This is a genomic window from Pseudomonas sp. BIGb0164 (assembly GCF_024810135.1).
GTDB lineage: Bacteria > Pseudomonadota > Gammaproteobacteria > Pseudomonadales > Pseudomonadaceae > Aquipseudomonas.
Map to the genome: position 1 here is coordinate 284735 of NZ_JANUEA010000002.1, position 16027 is coordinate 300761.

A 16027-nucleotide genomic window follows, 5' to 3' on the forward strand; every position below is an offset into this window, starting at 1 on the left:
TGCGGTATCGACTGACCCACCGCTATCGCAGGCAAACCAGCTCCCACAGTTGACCCGGTTTCCCCAGGAAAAGAACAGTCGCTCAGAGGAGAGCTGAACCATGCAAACCAAATTACTGATCAACGGCCAACTGGTCGCAGGCGAAGGCCCGGCCCAAGCCGTCTTCAACCCGGCACTCGGCCGTGTGCTGGTGGAAATCAACGAAGCCAGCGAAGCCCAGGTCGACGCCGCCGTGCGCGCCGCCGATGCAGCGTTTGAAAGCTGGTCGCAAACCGCACCCAAGGACCGTTCGCTGCTGCTGCTGAAACTGGCGGACGTGATCGAAGCCCACGGCGAAGAGCTGGCCAAGCTGGAGTCGGACAACTGCGGCAAGCCCTACAGCGCCGCGCTGAACGATGAGATCCCGGCCATTGCCGACGTGTTCCGCTTCTTCGCCGGCGCCAGCCGTTGCATGAGTGGCTCGGCCGGTGGCGAATACCTGCCGGGGCACACCTCGATGATCCGCCGCGACCCGGTGGGCGTGATCGCCTCCATCGCGCCGTGGAACTACCCCTTGATGATGGTCGCCTGGAAAATCGCCCCGGCCCTCGCCGCCGGTAATACCGTGGTGCTCAAGCCGTCGGAGCAAACCCCGCTGACCGCGCTGCGCATGGTCGAGTTGGCCGCTGACATCTTCCCGGCCGGTGTACTCAACCTGGTCTTCGGCCGTGGGCCAACCGTGGGCAGCCCGCTGGTGAACCACCCGAAAGTGCGCATGGTGTCGCTGACCGGCTCCATCGCCACCGGTGCGAATATCATCTCCAGCACCGCTGACAGCGTGAAGCGCATGCACATGGAACTGGGCGGCAAGGCGCCGGTGATCATCTTCAACGACGCGGACATCGACGCCGCCGTGGAAGGTATCCGCACCTTCGGTTTCTACAACGCGGGGCAGGATTGCACCGCAGCGTGCCGCATCTATGCCCAGGCGGATATCTATGATGCGTTCGTCGAGAAGCTCGGCGCAGCGGTCGCCAGCATCAAATACGGCCTGCAGGATGACCCGGCCACCGAGTTGGGCCCGCTGATCACTGCGCAACACCGCGACCGCGTGGCCGGCTTTGTCGAGCGCGCCGTGGCGCAGCCGCACATTCGCCTGGTCACCGGGGGCAAGGCGGTGGAAGGCAATGGCTTCTTCTTTGAACCCACCGTGTTGGCCGATGCGCAGCAGGACGACGAAATCGTGCGTCGCGAAGTGTTCGGGCCAGTGGTGTCGGTGACCAAGTTCAATGACGAAGCACAGGTGCTCGGCTGGGCCAACGATTCGGACTACGGCCTGGCGTCATCCGTCTGGACCGCCGATGTCGGCCGCGCCCACCGCTTGGCCGCACGCCTGCAATACGGCTGCACCTGGGTGAATACCCACTTCATGCTCGTCAGCGAAATGCCTCACGGCGGTCAGAAACTGTCGGGCTATGGCAAAGACATGTCCATGTACGGGCTGGAGGACTACACCACCGTTCGCCATGTGATGTTCAAGCACTGACCCCGCCACTCCCTTTGAGGGCGGGCTTGTGTGGGAGCGGGCTTGCTCGCGAATGCGGTGGGTCAGTCGATAATGACGGTGACTGACAGACCGCTTTCGCGAGCAAGCCCGCTCCCACAAAAAGCCCGGTTCCCACAAGTCTCTTCTCATAACAATAAAATTCAGGTTCTTCCCCATGGATATCACCCGCCGCGACTTCCTCAACGGCGTCGCCATTACCGTTGCCGCCGGCATGACCCCGCTGCAGCTCTTGCAAGCCGCGCCCGATGGACGCTACTACCCTCCCGCCCTCACCGGCCTGCGCGGCAGCCATGTCGGCTCATTCGAAGTGGCGCACCAGATGGGCTGGGAAAAGAAGGTGTTCGATACCGAGAAACTGCCGATCACCGAGGACTATGACCTGGTGGTGGTCGGTGGCGGCTTGAGCGGTTTGTCGGCGGCGTGGTTCTACCGCGAGAAGCACCCCAAGGCGAAGGTCCTGATCCTGGAAAACCACGACGACTTCGGCGGCCACGCCAAGCGTAATGAATTCCAGGCCGGTGGCCGCACGATCATCGGCTACGGCGGCAGCGAGGCGTTCCAGTCGCCGAACCACCTCTACAGCAAGCAGGTGAATGGCCTGCTGAAAAAACTCGGGGTGAACATCAAGCGCTTCGAAACCGCCTTCGACCGCCCGTTCTACCCGGGCCTGGGGCTGTCGCGCGGGGTGTTCTTCGACAAGGAAAACTTCGGCGAAGACAAACTGGTGACCGGCGACCCCACGCCGATGGTGGCCGACGATATCGCGCCGGACCAACTCAACGCGCGCGCCATCGGCGACTTCATCAATGACTTCCCGTTGCCGCAGGCTGATCGCCAAGCCTTGATCGAACTGCACACGGCGCCCAAGGATTACCTGCCGGGCAAAACAGCCGAAGAAAAGGCCCGCTACCTCGCCGCCACCAGCTACCGGGATTTCCTGCTGAAAAACGTGGGTTTGTCGGAAGGCGCGGTGAAGTACTTCCAGAGCCGGACTAACGACTTCATGGCCCTGAGCATTGATGCCGTGGCGTCGGCTGACGCTTACAACGTAGGCTTCCCAGGCTTTGCCGGGATGAACCTGGCGCCGATCAGCGAAGAAGCCGCTGCGGAAATGGAAGAGCCCTACATCTACCACTTCCCGGATGGCAACGCGTCGGTGGCGCGGCTGCTGGTGCGAGACTTGATCCCGGGCGTGGCGCCGGGGCACACCATGGACGATATCGTGCTGGCGGCCTTTGACTACGCCAAGCTGGACCAGCCCAAGGCCGCCGTGCGCTTGCGCTTGAACAGCACCGCCGTCAGCGTGCGCAACGTCGGCGACGGCGTGCATATCGGCTACAGCCGTGGCGGACAACTCGCACAGGTGCGCGGCAAACGCTGCATCCTGGCCTGCTACAACATGATGATCCCCTACCTGCTCAAGGATTTGCCGGCGCCCCAGGCCCACGCCCTGAGCCAGAACGTGAAATACCCGCTGGTGTACACCAAGGTGGTGATCCGCAATTGGCAGTCATTCCAGACACTGGGGGTGCATGAGATTTACGCGGCGACCCAGCCCTACAGCCGCATCAAGCTGGATTACCCGGTGAGCATGGGCGGCTACGACCACCCGCGCGACCCGACGCAACCGATCGGCTTGCACATGGTTTACGTGCCCACCAGCCCCAACAGCGGCATGAACGCCCGCGACCAGGCCCGCGCCGGGCGTGGCAAGTTGTATGGGCAGACCTTCGAGCAACTGGAGGCACAGCTGCGAGACCAGTTGCAGCGCATGCTGGGCCCGGGCGGGTTCAACCATGAGCGGGATATTCTGGCGATCACTGTCAACCGCTGGTCACACGGTTATGCGAGCTTCTCCAACAGTTTGTATGACGATGCGGATCAGACTGAAGCGTGGATGAAACTGGCGAAAAAACCGCTGGGGCATGTGAGCATCGCCAACTCGGATGCAGCGTGGAGTGCGTATGCCCATGCGGCGATTGATGAGGCTTACCGGGCTGTGGGTGAGGTCAGCTGAGGACTTGTAGTGAGCGGGCTGCCTGACAATTGGAAATGTCTTGTCGCACTTGCAGCGCCATCACCCCGCTATCAATCATTTTTCCTACGTCATCGAACCGCTTAAGCTATCCGGCGTCTGTTTATTGTTCGTTGCGTTTGGTCGAAGGCATGTCCGAACCGTAATTTCTGATCCAGTACGTGCCAGGAACGGCGCAGGATTTGCTCACGACAGGTTGTCTCTATGCACCGCAGGAATTTGCTCAAAGCGTCCATGGCCATTGCGGCTTACACCGGTTTATCGGCCAGCGGCCTGCTCGCTGCGCAAGCCTGGGCCGGCAACCGTGCCGCCGACGGCAAGGCCATCGCTTTCGATTTTGAATCGCTCAAGGCCCAGGCCAAGCAACTGGCCGGCACGCCTTACAAAGACACCAAACAGGTGCTGCCGCCGACCCTGGCGACCATGACCCCGCAGAACTTCAATGCCATCGGCTACGACGGCGAGCACTCGCTGTGGAAGGAATTGAACGGCCAACTGGACGTGCAGTTTTTCCACGTCGGCATGGGCTTCAAGACGCCGGTGCGCATGCACAGCGTCGACCCCAAGACCCGCGAAGCCCGCGAGGTGCATTTCCGCCCGTCGCTGTTCAACTATGAAAAAACCACCGTCGACACCAAACAACTGACGGGCGACCTGGGTTTTTCCGGCTTCAAGCTGTTCAAGGCGCCTGAACTGGACCGTCATGACGTGCTGTCGTTTCTGGGCGCCAGCTACTTCCGCGCCGTGGATTCCACCGGCCAATACGGCCTTTCTGCCCGTGGCCTGGCCATCGACACCTACGCGAAAAAACGCGAGGAATTCCCCGACTTCACGCAATTCTGGTTCGAAACCCCGGACAAGGACGCGACCCGCTTTGTGGTCTACGCCTTGCTCGACTCGCCAAGCGCCACCGGTGCCTACCGCTTCGACATCGACTGCCAGGCCAGCCAGGTGGTGATGGCCATCGACGCGCACATCAACGCGCGTACCGCCATCGAACAACTGGGCATCGCGCCGATGACCAGTATGTTCAGCTGTGGCACCCACGAGCGCCGCATGTGCGACACCATCCACCCACAAATCCACGACTCCGACCGCCTGGCCATGTGGCGCGGCAACGGCGAGTGGATCTGCCGCCCGTTGAACAACCCGGCCAAATTGCAGTTCAACGCCTTTGCCGACAAAGACCCGAAAGGCTTCGGCCTGGTGCAGACCGACCATGAGTTCGCCAGCTACCAGGACACCGTGGACTGGTACAGCAAGCGTCCAAGCCTGTGGGTAGAACCGACGACGGCGTGGGGTGAAGGCTCGATTGACCTGCTGGAAATCCCGACGACTGGCGAAACCCTGGACAACATCGTGGCCTTCTGGACCCCGAAAACGCCAGTGGCTGCCGGGGATTCGCTGAACTACGGCTACAAGCTGTACTGGAGCGCCTTGCCACCGGTCAGCACGCCGCTGGCGCAGGTCGATGCGACCCGTTCCGGCATGGGTGGTTTTACCGAAGGTTGGGCGCCGGGCGAGCACTACCCTGAGGTGTGGGCACGCCGTTTTGCCGTGGACTTCAAGGGTGGCGGCCTCGACCGCCTGCCGGCCGGCACCGGGATCGAGCCGGTGGTGACCTGCTCCCATGGCCAGGTAAAGGATTTCAGCGTGCTGGTGCTCGACAACATCAAGGGCTACCGCATCCTGTTCGACTGGTACCCGACCAGCGACAGCGTGGAGCCGGTGGAACTGCGGCTGTTCATCCGTACCCAGGACCGCACCTTGAGCGAGACCTGGTTGTATCAGTACTTCCCGCCGGCGCCAGAGGCGCGTAAGTACACCTGATTCAAGGGGATCGGACTCTTGTGGCGAGGGAGCTTGCTCCCGCTGGGCTGCGCAGCGGCCCCAAAATCTTGGGAGCGCTTCGCACTCCAGCGCAAGCAAGCTTGCTCGCCACAACAGCCAGTTCCTACAGGTGTTTAGAACCGCGAAACACTCTTCATCGCCCCAATCAGGTAGCGCATCGCCACCTGATCGTTCTCGGTGAGGGCCCGGTACTGCGCCAGCAATTCCACTTCATCGGAACTCAACCTTCGACCCCGCAAGGTCAACCTGCGGCCCAGAAAAGCCGCCACCGCACCCGCAATACCATAGGACTTGGTCATGGACCGTTTCTCCTGAGATCAATCAAACACTCCTGTCGCCCATTACCCGCCTCCCGCAAAGCGCAATGCCTGCGCGAACCATCAGACTGACTCCCTGGGCCAGAAATCAGACTTACCCTAAGCGTAGAAACTATCTCGCCACACGTGGGATTTTTTTAGAGTATTAACTTAAAAAATTACTGCGGTAACAAAGACCTACAACCCTTTCTCACGAAATGGCCGGTAGAGGTGAATGTCGTGGGGTTCCTGTGCGTAGAGTTCAGGGTCTGGGGATTGCAGCATCAGGCAACCTTGGCCCAGGTAAAAGTCCACGGTATTGCGCGACTCCGTGGCCGAGACATACAACCCGTCCACTCCTGCCAACACCCCGTGCTCACAGGCCAGGGCGAACAAGCGCCCGCCCAGCCCCCGCCCACGCGCGCCATGGCTGACGTGCAGGAACTTCAATTGCCGCAGCAGCAAGTGCTGGTTGTGGACGGGGCGATTGTCCACCACCACCGCGGCCACCAGGCGGGCCCCGTCAAATACCCCCCAAAGCCAGCCGCCCCGTTCGAGGCAGGCGAGCAGCGCAATGGCGTCCTGTTCAGACTCGCCTTCGGGCCAGCCACGCATGTCGTGGTAATCGGGGTACAGCACCAGTTTGCCATCCTCGACGCGGTAGCATTCGTGAACCCGCTCCGTGCGGTCGATGGTGGCCAGCAACGCAATATCGTCTTTGTTTAATGCACGTTCGATCAACATGAAGGCCTCCTGCTCTTGAGTGCCAAGCATCCGGGTTGCGTTGAACACGGGCAAGAAAAAACCCACCGGGCCAGGGTGGGTTTGCAGGAACTGCCTGAGGGATCAGTCCCTGAGATCAGACTCGTGAATCGGCTGGTCGCGGTGCGTCGCCCGTTGATACTGTGCCGGCCAGATGGCCTTGCGCCCGCCCAGGTCGTCATCGGCATGCAGCGGCCAATACGGGTCGCGCAGCAGTTCACGGGCGAGGAAGATGATGTCGGCTTGGCACGTGCGCAGGATGTGCTCGGCCTGGGCCGGTTCGGTGATCATGCCGACAGTGCCCGTGGCAATGCCGGACTCCTTGCGCACACGCTCGGCAAAGCGGGTCTGGTAACCGGGGCCGGTGGGGATCTCGGCGTTGGCGGCGGTGCCACCGGAGGACACGTCGATCAGGTCCACCCCCAAGTCCTTCAGGCGGCGTGCCAGCTCCACCGTTTCATCGGGGTTCCAGCCGTCTTCGACCCAGTCGGTGGCCGACACCCGCACGAACAACGGCAGCTCCTGGGGCCAGACGTCGCGTACGGCCTTCGTCACTTCCAGCACCAGGCGAATACGGTTTTCAAAAGAACCGCCGTACTGGTCCTGACGCTGATTGCTGATGGGCGAGAGGAATTGATGCAGCAGGTAACCGTGGGCGGCATGGATCTCCACCACCTCGAAACCCGCCGTGAGTGCGCGTTTGGCGGCGGCGACAAAGTCGGCGATCACCTGCTGGATCTGCGCTTCATCAAGTGGCTTGGGTTGCGTGTGATTGGGGTCAAACGCAATCGGTGACGGCCCCACCGGCACCCAACCGCCATCTTCGGGCTTGACGCTGCCATGCTTGCCGATCCAGGGCCGGTGGGTGCTGGCCTTGCGCCCGGCGTGGGCCAGTTGAATCCCCGCCACCGCGCCTTGGGCGGCAATAAAGCGTGTGATGCGTTGCAACGGCTCGATCTGTTCGTCGTTCCACAACCCCAGGTCCTGGGCGGTGATGCGGCCATCGGCGGTCACGGCGGTGGCTTCGGTGAAAATCAGCCCGGCGCCCCCCACGGCGCGACTGCCCAGGTGCACCAGGTGCCAGTCATTGGCCAGGCCATCCTCGGCCGAGTATTGGCACATCGGCGACACAGCAATGCGGTTGAGCAGGGTCAATTGACGGAGGGTATAGGGTTCGAGCAGCTGACTCATGGCGCACCTCTTCTGGGTTCTATGGGCACTCAACGGTGCTTAGAGCCTAGTCGACAACGCGCGATTGCACAGGGTTCAGAATGGAACACGGGAGCCGATTGCCGGCTCCCGTTTTGCAACCGCCTACATTTCGACCTGGGTGCCCAGCTCGATCACGCGGTTGACCGGCAACTTGAAGAAGCGCAGGTTGCCGTTGGCGTTTTTCAACATGAACGCGAACAGCGCTTCGCGCCAGCGCGCCATGCCCTTGATGCGCGAGGCAATGACGGTCTCGCGGCTGAGGAAGTAGGTGGTGCGCATCGGACTGAAGTCCAAGTCATCCAGATGACACAGCTTCAAGGCCTCGGGCACGTCCGGCTCGTCGGCAAAACCGAAGTGCAGGATCACCCGGAAGAAGCCTTCGCCGTAGGCGTCCACTTCGAAACGACGCGAGGCGGGCACCCGTGGGATGTCTTCGTAGACCACCGTCAGCATCACCACCTGCTCATGCAACACCTGGTTATGCAGCAGGTTGTGCAACAGCGCGTGGGGCACCGCGTCAGGCCGCGCGGTGAGGAACACAGCAGTGCCCTGCACGCGGTGCGGCGGCTGCACGCGGATACTGCCGATAAAGATCGGCAGCGGCAGGCCGCCTTCGTCGAGGCGGTCCACCAGCAACTGCTTGCCGCGCTTCCAGGTGGTCATCAGCACGAACAACACGATCCCCGCCAATACCGGGAAGGCACCGCCCTGGATGATTTTCGGCACGTTGGCGGCAAAATACAGGCCGTCCACCAACAGGCAGCAGACCAGTACCGGCACCGCCAGGATCGGCGGCCATTTCCACAGCAGCAACATCACCGCCGACACCAGGATGGTGGTCATCAGCATGGTGCCGGTCACGGCCACGCCGTAGGCCGAGGCCAGGGCGTTGGAGGACTCGAAACCCAGCACCAGCAGGATCACGCCGACCATCAGCGACCAGTTCACCGCCCCGATATAGATCTGGCCCTGTTCGGCGCTGGAGGTGTGCTGGATGTGCATGCGCGGGATGTAGCCCAACTGGATCGCCTGGCGCGTCAACGAGAACGCGCCGGAAATCACCGCCTGGGACGCAATCACGGTCGCCAGGGTGGACAGCACCACCAGCGGGATCAACGCCCAACTCGGCGCCAGCAGGTAGAACGGGTTGCGCGCCGCTTCCGGATCGCCCAGCAGCATGGCGCCCTGGCCGAAATAGTTCAGCACCAGCGCCGGCAACACCAGCATGAACCAGGCGCGGGCGATGGGCTTGCGGCCGAAGTGGCCCATGTCGGCGTACAGTGCCTCGGCCCCGGTCAATGCCAGGACCACGGCGCCGAGAATGGCCACGCCAATCCCCGGGTGGGCCTGGAAGAACCGCACGCCCCACAGCGGGTTCAACGCGCTGAGCACTTCAGGGTGCAGCGTGATGCCATACACCCCCAGGCCGCCCAGCACCAGGAACCAAGTGACCATCACCGGCCCGAACAGCTTGCCGATGCGGTCGGTGCCGTGTTTCTGGATCAGAAACAGCGCCACCAGCACGATCAACGCGATGGGCACGACCCATTTTTCCAGGCCGTCGAACGCCAACTCCAGGCCTTCGATGGCCGACAACACGGAAATGGCCGGGGTGATCATGCTGTCGCCGTAGAACAGCGCCGCACCGCACAACCCACACACCACTAGGAAACTGCGCAGTTTCTTGCGCTCCCCTGCCGCCCGACGCGCCAGTGCCGTGAGGGCCATGATGCCGCCCTCGCCCTGGTTGTCGGCGCGCAGCACGAACAGCATGTACTTGATCGACACGACCCAGATCAGCGACCAGAAGATCAGCGCCAGGATCCCTAGCACCCCATCATGGTTGACCTGAACCCCGTAACCGCCAGTGAACACTTCTTTTAGGGTATAGAGCGGGCTGGTACCGATATCGCCGTAAACCACCCCGACCGCCGCCACCAGCATGCCAATCGGCTTTGCGTTGGAATGCTCGGCACCTGCTGCCTGACTACTTGCCTGACCCATCAACCACTCCTGCCCTTTGACCTGAGGTCTTTTATAAACAGCGCGTCTAAGCTGACCCTAGCATGCGCTGTTTTACTTCTCGTAACAGACGTTTTATTGACCTCGGGGTTCTACCCGTGTGCAACGGCGCGAAGCATAGCGCAGCACTCGTCGTATTTCCCTGCATAAAGCTGGTCAAGTGCGTTGCCCGTCGCTAGAATTGCGCACTTTTTGATCAGAGGCGCACCAAGCGCCCGTCTACCGCCTTGTCGTGCCCGACTGGCGGCGTCATTCAATACCGAGGTTAGACATGTCCACCACTCCCGCGACGGCCAATCCCAAGGTCGGCTTTGTATCCCTGGGCTGCCCCAAGGCCCTGGTCGATTCCGAACGCATCCTTACGCAATTGCGCATGGAAGGCTATGACGTCGTGTCCACCTACCAGGACGCGGACGTGGTGGTGGTCAACACCTGCGGCTTCATCGACTCGGCCAAGGCTGAGTCCCTGGAAGTGATCGGCGAAGCGATCAAGGAAAACGGCAAGGTCATCGTGACCGGCTGCATGGGTGTGGAAGAAGGCAATATCCGCAACGTGCACCCGAGCGTGCTGGCCGTGACCGGCCCGCAACAGTACGAGCAGGTGGTCAACGCCGTGCACGAAGTGGTGCCGCCGCGCCAGGACCACAACCCGCTGATCGACCTGGTACCGCCGCAAGGCATCAAGCTGACCCCGCGTCACTACGCGTACCTGAAGATTTCCGAAGGCTGCAACCACAGCTGCAGCTTCTGCATCATCCCGTCGATGCGCGGCAAGCTGGTCAGCCGCCCGGTGGGTGACGTGCTCGACGAGGCCCAGCGCCTGGTCAAATCCGGCGTGAAAGAGCTGCTGGTGATCTCCCAGGACACCAGCGCCTACGGCGTCGATGTGAAATACCGCACCGGTTTCTGGAACGGCGCGCCGGTGAAAACCCGCATGACCGAGCTGTGCGAAGCCTTGAGCAGCCTGGGCGTGTGGGTACGCCTGCACTACGTCTACCCGTACCCGCACGTGGATGAGCTGATCCCACTGATGGCCGCCGGCAAGATCCTGCCGTACCTGGACATCCCGTTCCAGCACGCCAGCCCGAAAGTGCTCAAGGCCATGAAACGCCCGGCCTTCGAAGATAAGACCCTGGCGCGCATCAAGAACTGGCGCGAGATCTGCCCGGAGCTGATCATCCGCTCCACCTTCATCGTCGGCTTCCCTGGCGAAACAGAAGAAGACTTCCAGTACCTGCTGGACTGGCTGACCGAAGCCCAACTGGACCGCGTCGGCTGCTTCCAATACTCGCCGGTAGAGGGCGCACCCGCCAACCTGCTGGACCTGGCCGTGGTGCCGGACGACGTCAAGCAAGACCGTTGGGAGCGTTTCATGGCGCACCAGCAGGCCATCAGCTCGGCGCGCCTGCAACTGCGCATCGGCAAGGAAATCGAAGTGCTGATCGACGAAGTCGACGAGCAAGGCGCCGTTGGCCGTTGCTTCTTCGACGCGCCGGAAATCGACGGTAACGTGTTCATCGACGATGCCAGCGGTTTGAAGCCAGGTGACAAGGTGTGGTGCACCGTGACCGACGCCGACGAGTACGACTTGTGGGCTGAAAAGCGCGACTGAATCGCGCCTGCGTAATAATTTGAAAAAGCCCCGCCTCTGGACAAGATGCGGGGCTTTTTTCGGTCTATCGTTTGCCCATCGGCGCCATTCATCGGCAAGGGGCAGCGGGCATGCGTCAGCATTCGGTTATCCACACACCTAAAACCAGCGACTACCCCGAGTTGGCGCGCCTTTGGGAGGCCTCGGTGCGGGCGACCCATGACTTTCTGCCGGACAGTTACATCCTGTTGTTGAAAAACCTGGTGCTGACCCGCTACCTGGACGCCGTGATGCTGATCTGCACCAAGGACGCGCGCCAGAACATAACCGGGTTTGCCGGGGTGGCGGCGGGCAAGGTCGAGATGCTGTTTATTGACCCACAGCACCGGGGGGAAGGTTTGGGCCGGCAATTGTTGAGGTATGCGATTGAGCATTTGAACGCCGATGAGCTGGATGTGAACGAGCAGAATCCACAAGCGTTGGGGTTTTACTTCAAGCAGGGTTTCGAGGTGATCGGACGTACGGAGCATGATGGCTTGGGGCAGCCGTATCCGTTGCTGCACATGCGTTTGCGCACGCCTGTAGGCGCTGGCTTGCCTGCGATGCAGGCACCTCGGTCTGCCTGATGTACCGAGTGGAGGCAATCGCAGGCAAGCCAGCTCCCAGCAAAGCCAGAGCCCCCACAAAAAACACCAGCACTGAAATGGAGCCGGGATTAACCGGCGCCAGGCAGGTACAATAGCTGCCCCCTTTTGTTACGGCCCTTGTCATGACTGACCCCATACGCCTCTCCAAACGCCTTATCGAACTGGTCGGTTGCTCCCGTCGGGAGGCTGAGCTGTTCATCGAAGGCGGCTGGGTCTCGGTGGACGGTGAAGTGATCGACGAGCCGCAGTTCAAGGTCACCACCCAGAAGGTCGAGCTGGACCCGGAGGCCAAGGCCACCGCGCCCGAGCCGGTGACTATCCTGCTGCACGCGCCGGCTGGCGTAGACGCCGAAACGGCCATGGCTTCGATCAGCGCCGACACCCTCTCGGAAGAACACCGCTTCGGCAAGCGTCCGCTCAAGGGCCACTTCCTGCGCCTGAGCGCCAGCGCCGACCTGCAGGCCAAGGCCAGCGGCCTGCTGGTGTTCACCCAGGACTGGAAGATTCTGCGCAAGTTGACCGCCGATGCCGCCAAGATCGAGCAGGAATACGTGGTCGAGGTCGAAGGCGACATGGTTGCCCACGGCCTCAATCGCCTGAACCACGGCCTGACCTACAAAGGCAAAGAGCTGCCGCCCGTCAAAGCCAGCTGGCAGAACGAAAACCGCCTGCGCTTTGCGATGAAAAACCCGCAGCCCGGCGTGATCGCCCTGTTCTGCGAAGCGGTTGGCCTCAAGGTCATCGCCATCCGCCGTATCCGTATTGGCGGCGTGTCCATCGGCAAGGTGCCGGTCGGCCAATGGCGTTACCTGTCCGGCAAAGAGAAGTTCTAAGCCGTCACCCTTTTTCTCGACACTGCCGGATTTGGGCGGTGTCCTCAGTTGAATACCAGGATTGCCCACCATGATTCACAACGACGTACTGCGCAGCGTGCGCTACATGCTCGACATCAGCGACAACAAGATGGTCGAGATCATCAAGCTCGGCGGCATGGACGTGACCAAGGACGACCTGCTGACCTACCTCAAGAAAGACGAGGAAGAAGGCTTCGTGTTCTGCCCGGATGAAGTCATGGCGCACTTCCTCGACGGCCTGGTGATCTTCAAGCGCGGCAAGGACGAAAGCCGCCCGCCGCAGCCGATCGAGACGCCGGTGACCAACAACATCATCCTCAAGAAACTGCGCGTGGCCTTCGAGCTGAAGGAAGACGACATGCACGCCATCCTCAAGGCCGCCGAGTTCCCGGTGTCCAAGCCCGAGCTGAGCGCACTGTTCCGCAAGTTCGGCCACACCAACTACCGCCCGTGCGGCGACCAGTTGCTGCGCAACTTCCTCAAGGGCCTGACCCTGCGGGTTCGCACCTAAGCCATGAGCTACAACGTCTCCCCCGTCGGCTTTGTGCGCTCCTGCTTCAAGGAGAAGTTCGCCATCCCGCGCCAACCGCAACTGGCGCCCGCCGCCCGTGGCGTACTCGAGTTGGTGGCGCCGTTCGACGGCGGCGAGGCAGTGCAGGGCCTGGAGCAGGTCAGCCATGTGTGGCTGTTGTTCCTGTTCCACCAGGCCCTGGAAGACAAGCCCCGCCTGAAAGTGCGCCCGCCCCGTCTGGGCGGCAATGCATCCATGGGCGTGTTCGCCACCCGCGCCACCCACCGACCCAACGGCATCGGCCAGTCGGTGGTGAAGCTGGACAAGGTGGAACCCGGCAAGCTGTGGATTTCCGGGATTGACCTGCTCGATGGCACGCCGGTGCTGGATATCAAGCCGTACGTGCCGTATGCCGACATGGTCGACATCGCCACCAACGGCATCGCCAGTGCCGCGCCGCAGCTGATTCCGGTGCAGTGGCTGAAGACCGCCCTGCAACAGGCACAAAGCCACGCCGAGCGCCTTGGCGAACCCTTGGTGGCGTTGATTGATCAATGCCTGGCACAGGACCCACGGCCGGCGTATCAGACGCCGGGGCCGGAGCGGGAATACGGTGCGCAGTTCTGGGATGTGGATGTGCGTTGGCACTATCCCGAAACGGGGGTGATTTGTGTGTTGGAAGTGCTTCCCGCCCAGTAAACCGCAGAAACGAAAAAGCCCGCGTTGCCTTCACAGGCAACGCGGGCTTTTTTTACTGTAGGAGCCGGCTTGCCGGCGATGGTCGTCAACGATGAAGCGTTTATTCTGGATAATCGCGACGTCTTGGAGGGCATCGCCGGCAAGCCGGCTCCTACAGTTGGTCGGTAATTACTTTTCGACGAATGCGCGCTCGATCAGGTAGTCACCTGGCTCACGCATGCGCGGCGAAACCTTCAGGCCGAAGCTGTTCAGTACTTCGCTGGTTTCGTCCAGCATGCTCGGGCTGCCGCACAGCATGGCGCGGTCGTCTTCAGGGTTGATCGGCGGCAGGCCGATGTCGCTGAACAGCTTGCCGCTGCGCATCAGGTCGGTCAGGCGGCCTTCGTTTTCGAACGGCTCGCGGGTCACGGTAGGGTAGTAGATCAACTTGTCACGCAGGGCCTCGCCGAAGAATTCATTCTGCGGCAGGTGCTCGGTGATGAACTCGCGGTAGGCGACTTCGTTGACGTAACGCACGCCGTGGCACAGGATCACTTTTTCAAAGCGCTCGTAGGTTTCCGGGTCCTGGATCACGCTCATGAACGGCGCCAGGCCAGTACCGGTGCTGAGCAGGTACAGGTGTTTGCCCGGCTTCAAATCGTCAAGCACCAGGGTGCCTGTCGGTTTTTTGCTGATGATGATCTCGTCGCCTTCCTTCAAGTGCTGCAATTGGGAAGTCAGCGGGCCATCCGGGACCTTGATGCTGAAGAACTCCAGATGCTCTTCCCAGTTCGGGCTGGCAATGGAGTAAGCACGCATGAGCGGGCGGCCGTTGGGCTGTTGCAGGCCGATCATCACGAACTGACCGTTCTCGAAGCGCAGGCCCGGATCGCGGGTGCACTTGAAGCTGAACAGAGTGTCGTTCCAGTGATGAACACTGAGGACACGCTCGTGGTTCATGTTGCTCATGTACGGGGGACTCCTGGAAATGGGTCTGCGCCAAAGATGGGATGCGCAATTGCACAGCATTCTAATGGCGGCGACAATATCTGTTAACTGGATTATTAAGATAAGGGTTATCGGTTATATCGATATGCGATTTACTCTCCGTCAACTGCAAGTTTTCGTCGCCGTCGCCCAGCAGGAAAGCGTCTCCCGCGCTGCTGGCCTTCTGGCCTTATCTCAATCCGCCGCCAGCACGTCGATCACCGAACTGGAGCGTCAATCCAGCTGCCAATTATTCGACCGCGCGGGCAAGCGCCTGAGCCTCAACGCCCTCGGCCATCAGCTGTTACCCCAGGCGGTGGCGCTGCTGGACCAGGCCAAGGAGATCGAGGACCTGCTCAACGGCAAGTCCGGCTTCGGTTCCCTGGCGGTGGGCGCCACGCTGACCATCGGCAATTACCTGGCGACCCTGCTGATCGGCAGTTTCATGCAGCAGCACCCCGAGAGCCAGGTGAAGCTGCATGTGCAGAACACTGCGCATATCGTGCACCAGGTGGCGCACTACGAAATTGACCTGGGTCTAATCGAAGGTGACTGCAGCCACCCGGATATCGAGGTGCAAACCTGGGTGGAGGACGAGCTGGTGGTGTTCTGTGCGCCACAGCATCACCTGGCCAAGCGAGGCGTGGCGACCATGGAGGAGTTGACTCATGAAGCCTGGATCCTGCGAGAACAGGGCTCGGGCACGCGCCTGACGTTTGACCAAGCCATGCGTCATCACCGCAGCGCGCTGAATATCCGCCTGGAGCTGGAACACACCGAGGCGATCAAACGGGCAGTGGAATCAGGCTTGGGCATTGGCTGCATCTCCCGGCTGGCGCTGCGCGATGCATTCCGCCGTGGCAGCCTGGTGCCAGTGGAAACCCCGGACCTGGACCTGGCCCGGCAGTTCTACTTCATCTGGCATAAACAGAAGTACCAGACCTCGGCGATGCGCGAGTTTCTGGAGCTGTGCCGCGCCTTTACCGCCGGGGTTCAGCGCAGCGACGAGATCGTGCTGCCGAGCATTGCCTGAGG

14 protein-coding genes are annotated in these 16027 nt (G+C 61.6%); 9 read left to right on the plus strand and 5 right to left on the minus strand.

Annotated elements, in window-relative coordinates:
• Positions 1-100: 100 nt before the first annotated feature.
• The 3 genes from M2394_RS05250 (at position 101) to M2394_RS05260 (ending at position 5411) form a co-directional block, all read left to right on the plus strand.
• The gene (locus M2394_RS05250; RefSeq protein ID WP_259171824.1) at positions 101-1525 is read left to right on the plus strand and encodes a gamma-aminobutyraldehyde dehydrogenase; all 1425 of its coding nucleotides are present in this window, start codon (positions 101-103) and stop codon (positions 1523-1525) included.
• Positions 1526-1700: 175 nt separating this feature from the next.
• A complete protein-coding gene (locus M2394_RS05255; protein WP_259171825.1) occupies positions 1701-3563 on the plus strand; it encodes an FAD/NAD(P)-binding protein in 1863 nt (620 codons plus the stop codon).
• 222 nt (positions 3564-3785) lie between these two features.
• The gene (locus M2394_RS05260; RefSeq protein ID WP_259171826.1) at positions 3786-5411 is read left to right on the plus strand and encodes a glucan biosynthesis protein D; all 1626 of its coding nucleotides are present in this window, start codon (positions 3786-3788) and stop codon (positions 5409-5411) included.
• A 134-nt stretch (positions 5412-5545) separates the two neighbouring features.
• Here the strand turns inward: M2394_RS05260 and M2394_RS05265 are convergent, their stop codons facing one another.
• The 4 genes from M2394_RS05265 to M2394_RS05280 form a co-directional block, all read right to left on the minus strand.
• On the minus strand, positions 5546-5731 hold the full coding sequence (locus tag M2394_RS05265) for a hypothetical protein (RefSeq protein ID WP_178921242.1): 186 nt from the start codon (positions 5729-5731) through the stop codon (positions 5546-5548).
• A 195-nt stretch (positions 5732-5926) separates the two neighbouring features.
• A complete protein-coding gene (locus M2394_RS05270) occupies positions 5927-6472 on the minus strand; it encodes a GNAT family N-acetyltransferase (RefSeq protein WP_259171827.1) in 546 nt (181 codons plus the stop codon).
• 102 nt (positions 6473-6574) lie between these two features.
• On the minus strand, positions 6575-7681 hold the full coding sequence (locus M2394_RS05275) for an NADH:flavin oxidoreductase/NADH oxidase (protein ID WP_259171828.1): 1107 nt from the start codon (positions 7679-7681) through the stop codon (positions 6575-6577).
• 123 nt (positions 7682-7804) lie between these two features.
• Positions 7805-9706 carry a potassium transporter Kup gene (locus M2394_RS05280; RefSeq protein ID WP_178925772.1) on the minus strand — a complete coding sequence of 634 codons (1902 nt, stop codon included), beginning with the start codon at positions 9704-9706 and terminating at the stop codon, positions 7805-7807.
• A gap of 289 nt (positions 9707-9995) precedes the next feature.
• Between M2394_RS05280 and rimO the strand changes: the two genes are divergently transcribed.
• The 5 genes from rimO to tsaA all read left to right on the plus strand — a co-directional run bounded on the left by rimO (position 9996) and on the right by tsaA (position 14026).
• Positions 9996-11336: a 30S ribosomal protein S12 methylthiotransferase RimO gene (gene rimO, locus M2394_RS05285; protein WP_017254931.1), complete on the plus strand. Its 1341-nt coding sequence runs from the start codon at positions 9996-9998 to the stop codon at positions 11334-11336.
• Between the two features lie 110 nt (positions 11337-11446).
• On the plus strand, positions 11447-11941 hold the full coding sequence (locus tag M2394_RS05290; protein ID WP_178925773.1) for a GNAT family N-acetyltransferase: 495 nt from the start codon (positions 11447-11449) through the stop codon (positions 11939-11941).
• A 143-nt stretch (positions 11942-12084) separates the two neighbouring features.
• Positions 12085-12795: an rRNA pseudouridine synthase gene (locus tag M2394_RS05295; RefSeq protein ID WP_178925774.1), complete on the plus strand. Its 711-nt coding sequence runs from the start codon at positions 12085-12087 to the stop codon at positions 12793-12795.
• Between the two features lie 70 nt (positions 12796-12865).
• The gene (locus tag M2394_RS05300) at positions 12866-13327 is read left to right on the plus strand and encodes a DUF1456 family protein (protein WP_071487504.1); all 462 of its coding nucleotides are present in this window, start codon (positions 12866-12868) and stop codon (positions 13325-13327) included.
• Positions 13328-13330: 3 nt separating this feature from the next.
• Complete coding sequence (gene tsaA, locus M2394_RS05305) at positions 13331-14026, plus strand: tRNA (N6-threonylcarbamoyladenosine(37)-N6)-methyltransferase TrmO (RefSeq protein ID WP_259171829.1); 696 nt, start codon at positions 13331-13333, stop codon at positions 14024-14026.
• 168 nt (positions 14027-14194) lie between these two features.
• On the opposite strand, the gene fpr is transcribed toward tsaA, so the two are convergent.
• The gene (gene fpr / locus M2394_RS05310) at positions 14195-14974 is read right to left on the minus strand and encodes a ferredoxin-NADP reductase (protein WP_003189055.1); all 780 of its coding nucleotides are present in this window, start codon (positions 14972-14974) and stop codon (positions 14195-14197) included.
• 124 nt (positions 14975-15098) lie between these two features.
• Between fpr and M2394_RS05315 the strand changes: the two genes are divergently transcribed.
• Positions 15099-16025 (plus strand): LysR family transcriptional regulator, encoded by a 927-nt coding sequence (locus M2394_RS05315; RefSeq protein ID WP_169368331.1) that lies wholly within the window; start codon positions 15099-15101, stop codon positions 16023-16025.
• The last annotated feature ends 2 nt before the right edge of the window (positions 16026-16027 follow it).

What these genes read in the sequence shown, in the direction of transcription:
- M2394_RS05250 (WP_259171824.1), top strand. Translation starts at nt 101, where the DNA reads ATGCAAACCAAATTACTGATCAACGGCCAACTGGTCGCAGGCGAAGGC.
- M2394_RS05255 (WP_259171825.1), top strand. Translation starts at nt 1,701, where the DNA reads ATGGATATCACCCGCCGCGACTTCCTCAACGGCGTCGCCATTACCGTT.
- M2394_RS05260 (WP_259171826.1), top strand. Translation starts at nt 3,786, where the DNA reads ATGCACCGCAGGAATTTGCTCAAAGCGTCCATGGCCATTGCGGCTTAC.
- M2394_RS05265 (WP_178921242.1), bottom strand. Translation starts at nt 5,731, where the DNA reads ATGACCAAGTCCTATGGTATTGCGGGTGCGGTGGCGGCTTTTCTGGGC.
- M2394_RS05270 (WP_259171827.1), bottom strand. Translation starts at nt 6,472, where the DNA reads ATGTTGATCGAACGTGCATTAAACAAAGACGATATTGCGTTGCTGGCC.
- M2394_RS05275 (WP_259171828.1), bottom strand. Translation starts at nt 7,681, where the DNA reads ATGAGTCAGCTGCTCGAACCCTATACCCTCCGTCAATTGACCCTGCTC.
- M2394_RS05280 (WP_178925772.1), bottom strand. Translation starts at nt 9,706, where the DNA reads ATGGGTCAGGCAAGTAGTCAGGCAGCAGGTGCCGAGCATTCCAACGCA.
- rimO (WP_017254931.1), top strand. Translation starts at nt 9,996, where the DNA reads ATGTCCACCACTCCCGCGACGGCCAATCCCAAGGTCGGCTTTGTATCC.
- M2394_RS05290 (WP_178925773.1), top strand. Translation starts at nt 11,447, where the DNA reads ATGCGTCAGCATTCGGTTATCCACACACCTAAAACCAGCGACTACCCC.
- M2394_RS05295 (WP_178925774.1), top strand. Translation starts at nt 12,085, where the DNA reads ATGACTGACCCCATACGCCTCTCCAAACGCCTTATCGAACTGGTCGGT.
- M2394_RS05300 (WP_071487504.1), top strand. Translation starts at nt 12,866, where the DNA reads ATGATTCACAACGACGTACTGCGCAGCGTGCGCTACATGCTCGACATC.
- tsaA (WP_259171829.1), top strand. Translation starts at nt 13,331, where the DNA reads ATGAGCTACAACGTCTCCCCCGTCGGCTTTGTGCGCTCCTGCTTCAAG.
- fpr (WP_003189055.1), bottom strand. Translation starts at nt 14,974, where the DNA reads ATGAGCAACATGAACCACGAGCGTGTCCTCAGTGTTCATCACTGGAAC.
- M2394_RS05315 (WP_169368331.1), top strand. Translation starts at nt 15,099, where the DNA reads ATGCGATTTACTCTCCGTCAACTGCAAGTTTTCGTCGCCGTCGCCCAG.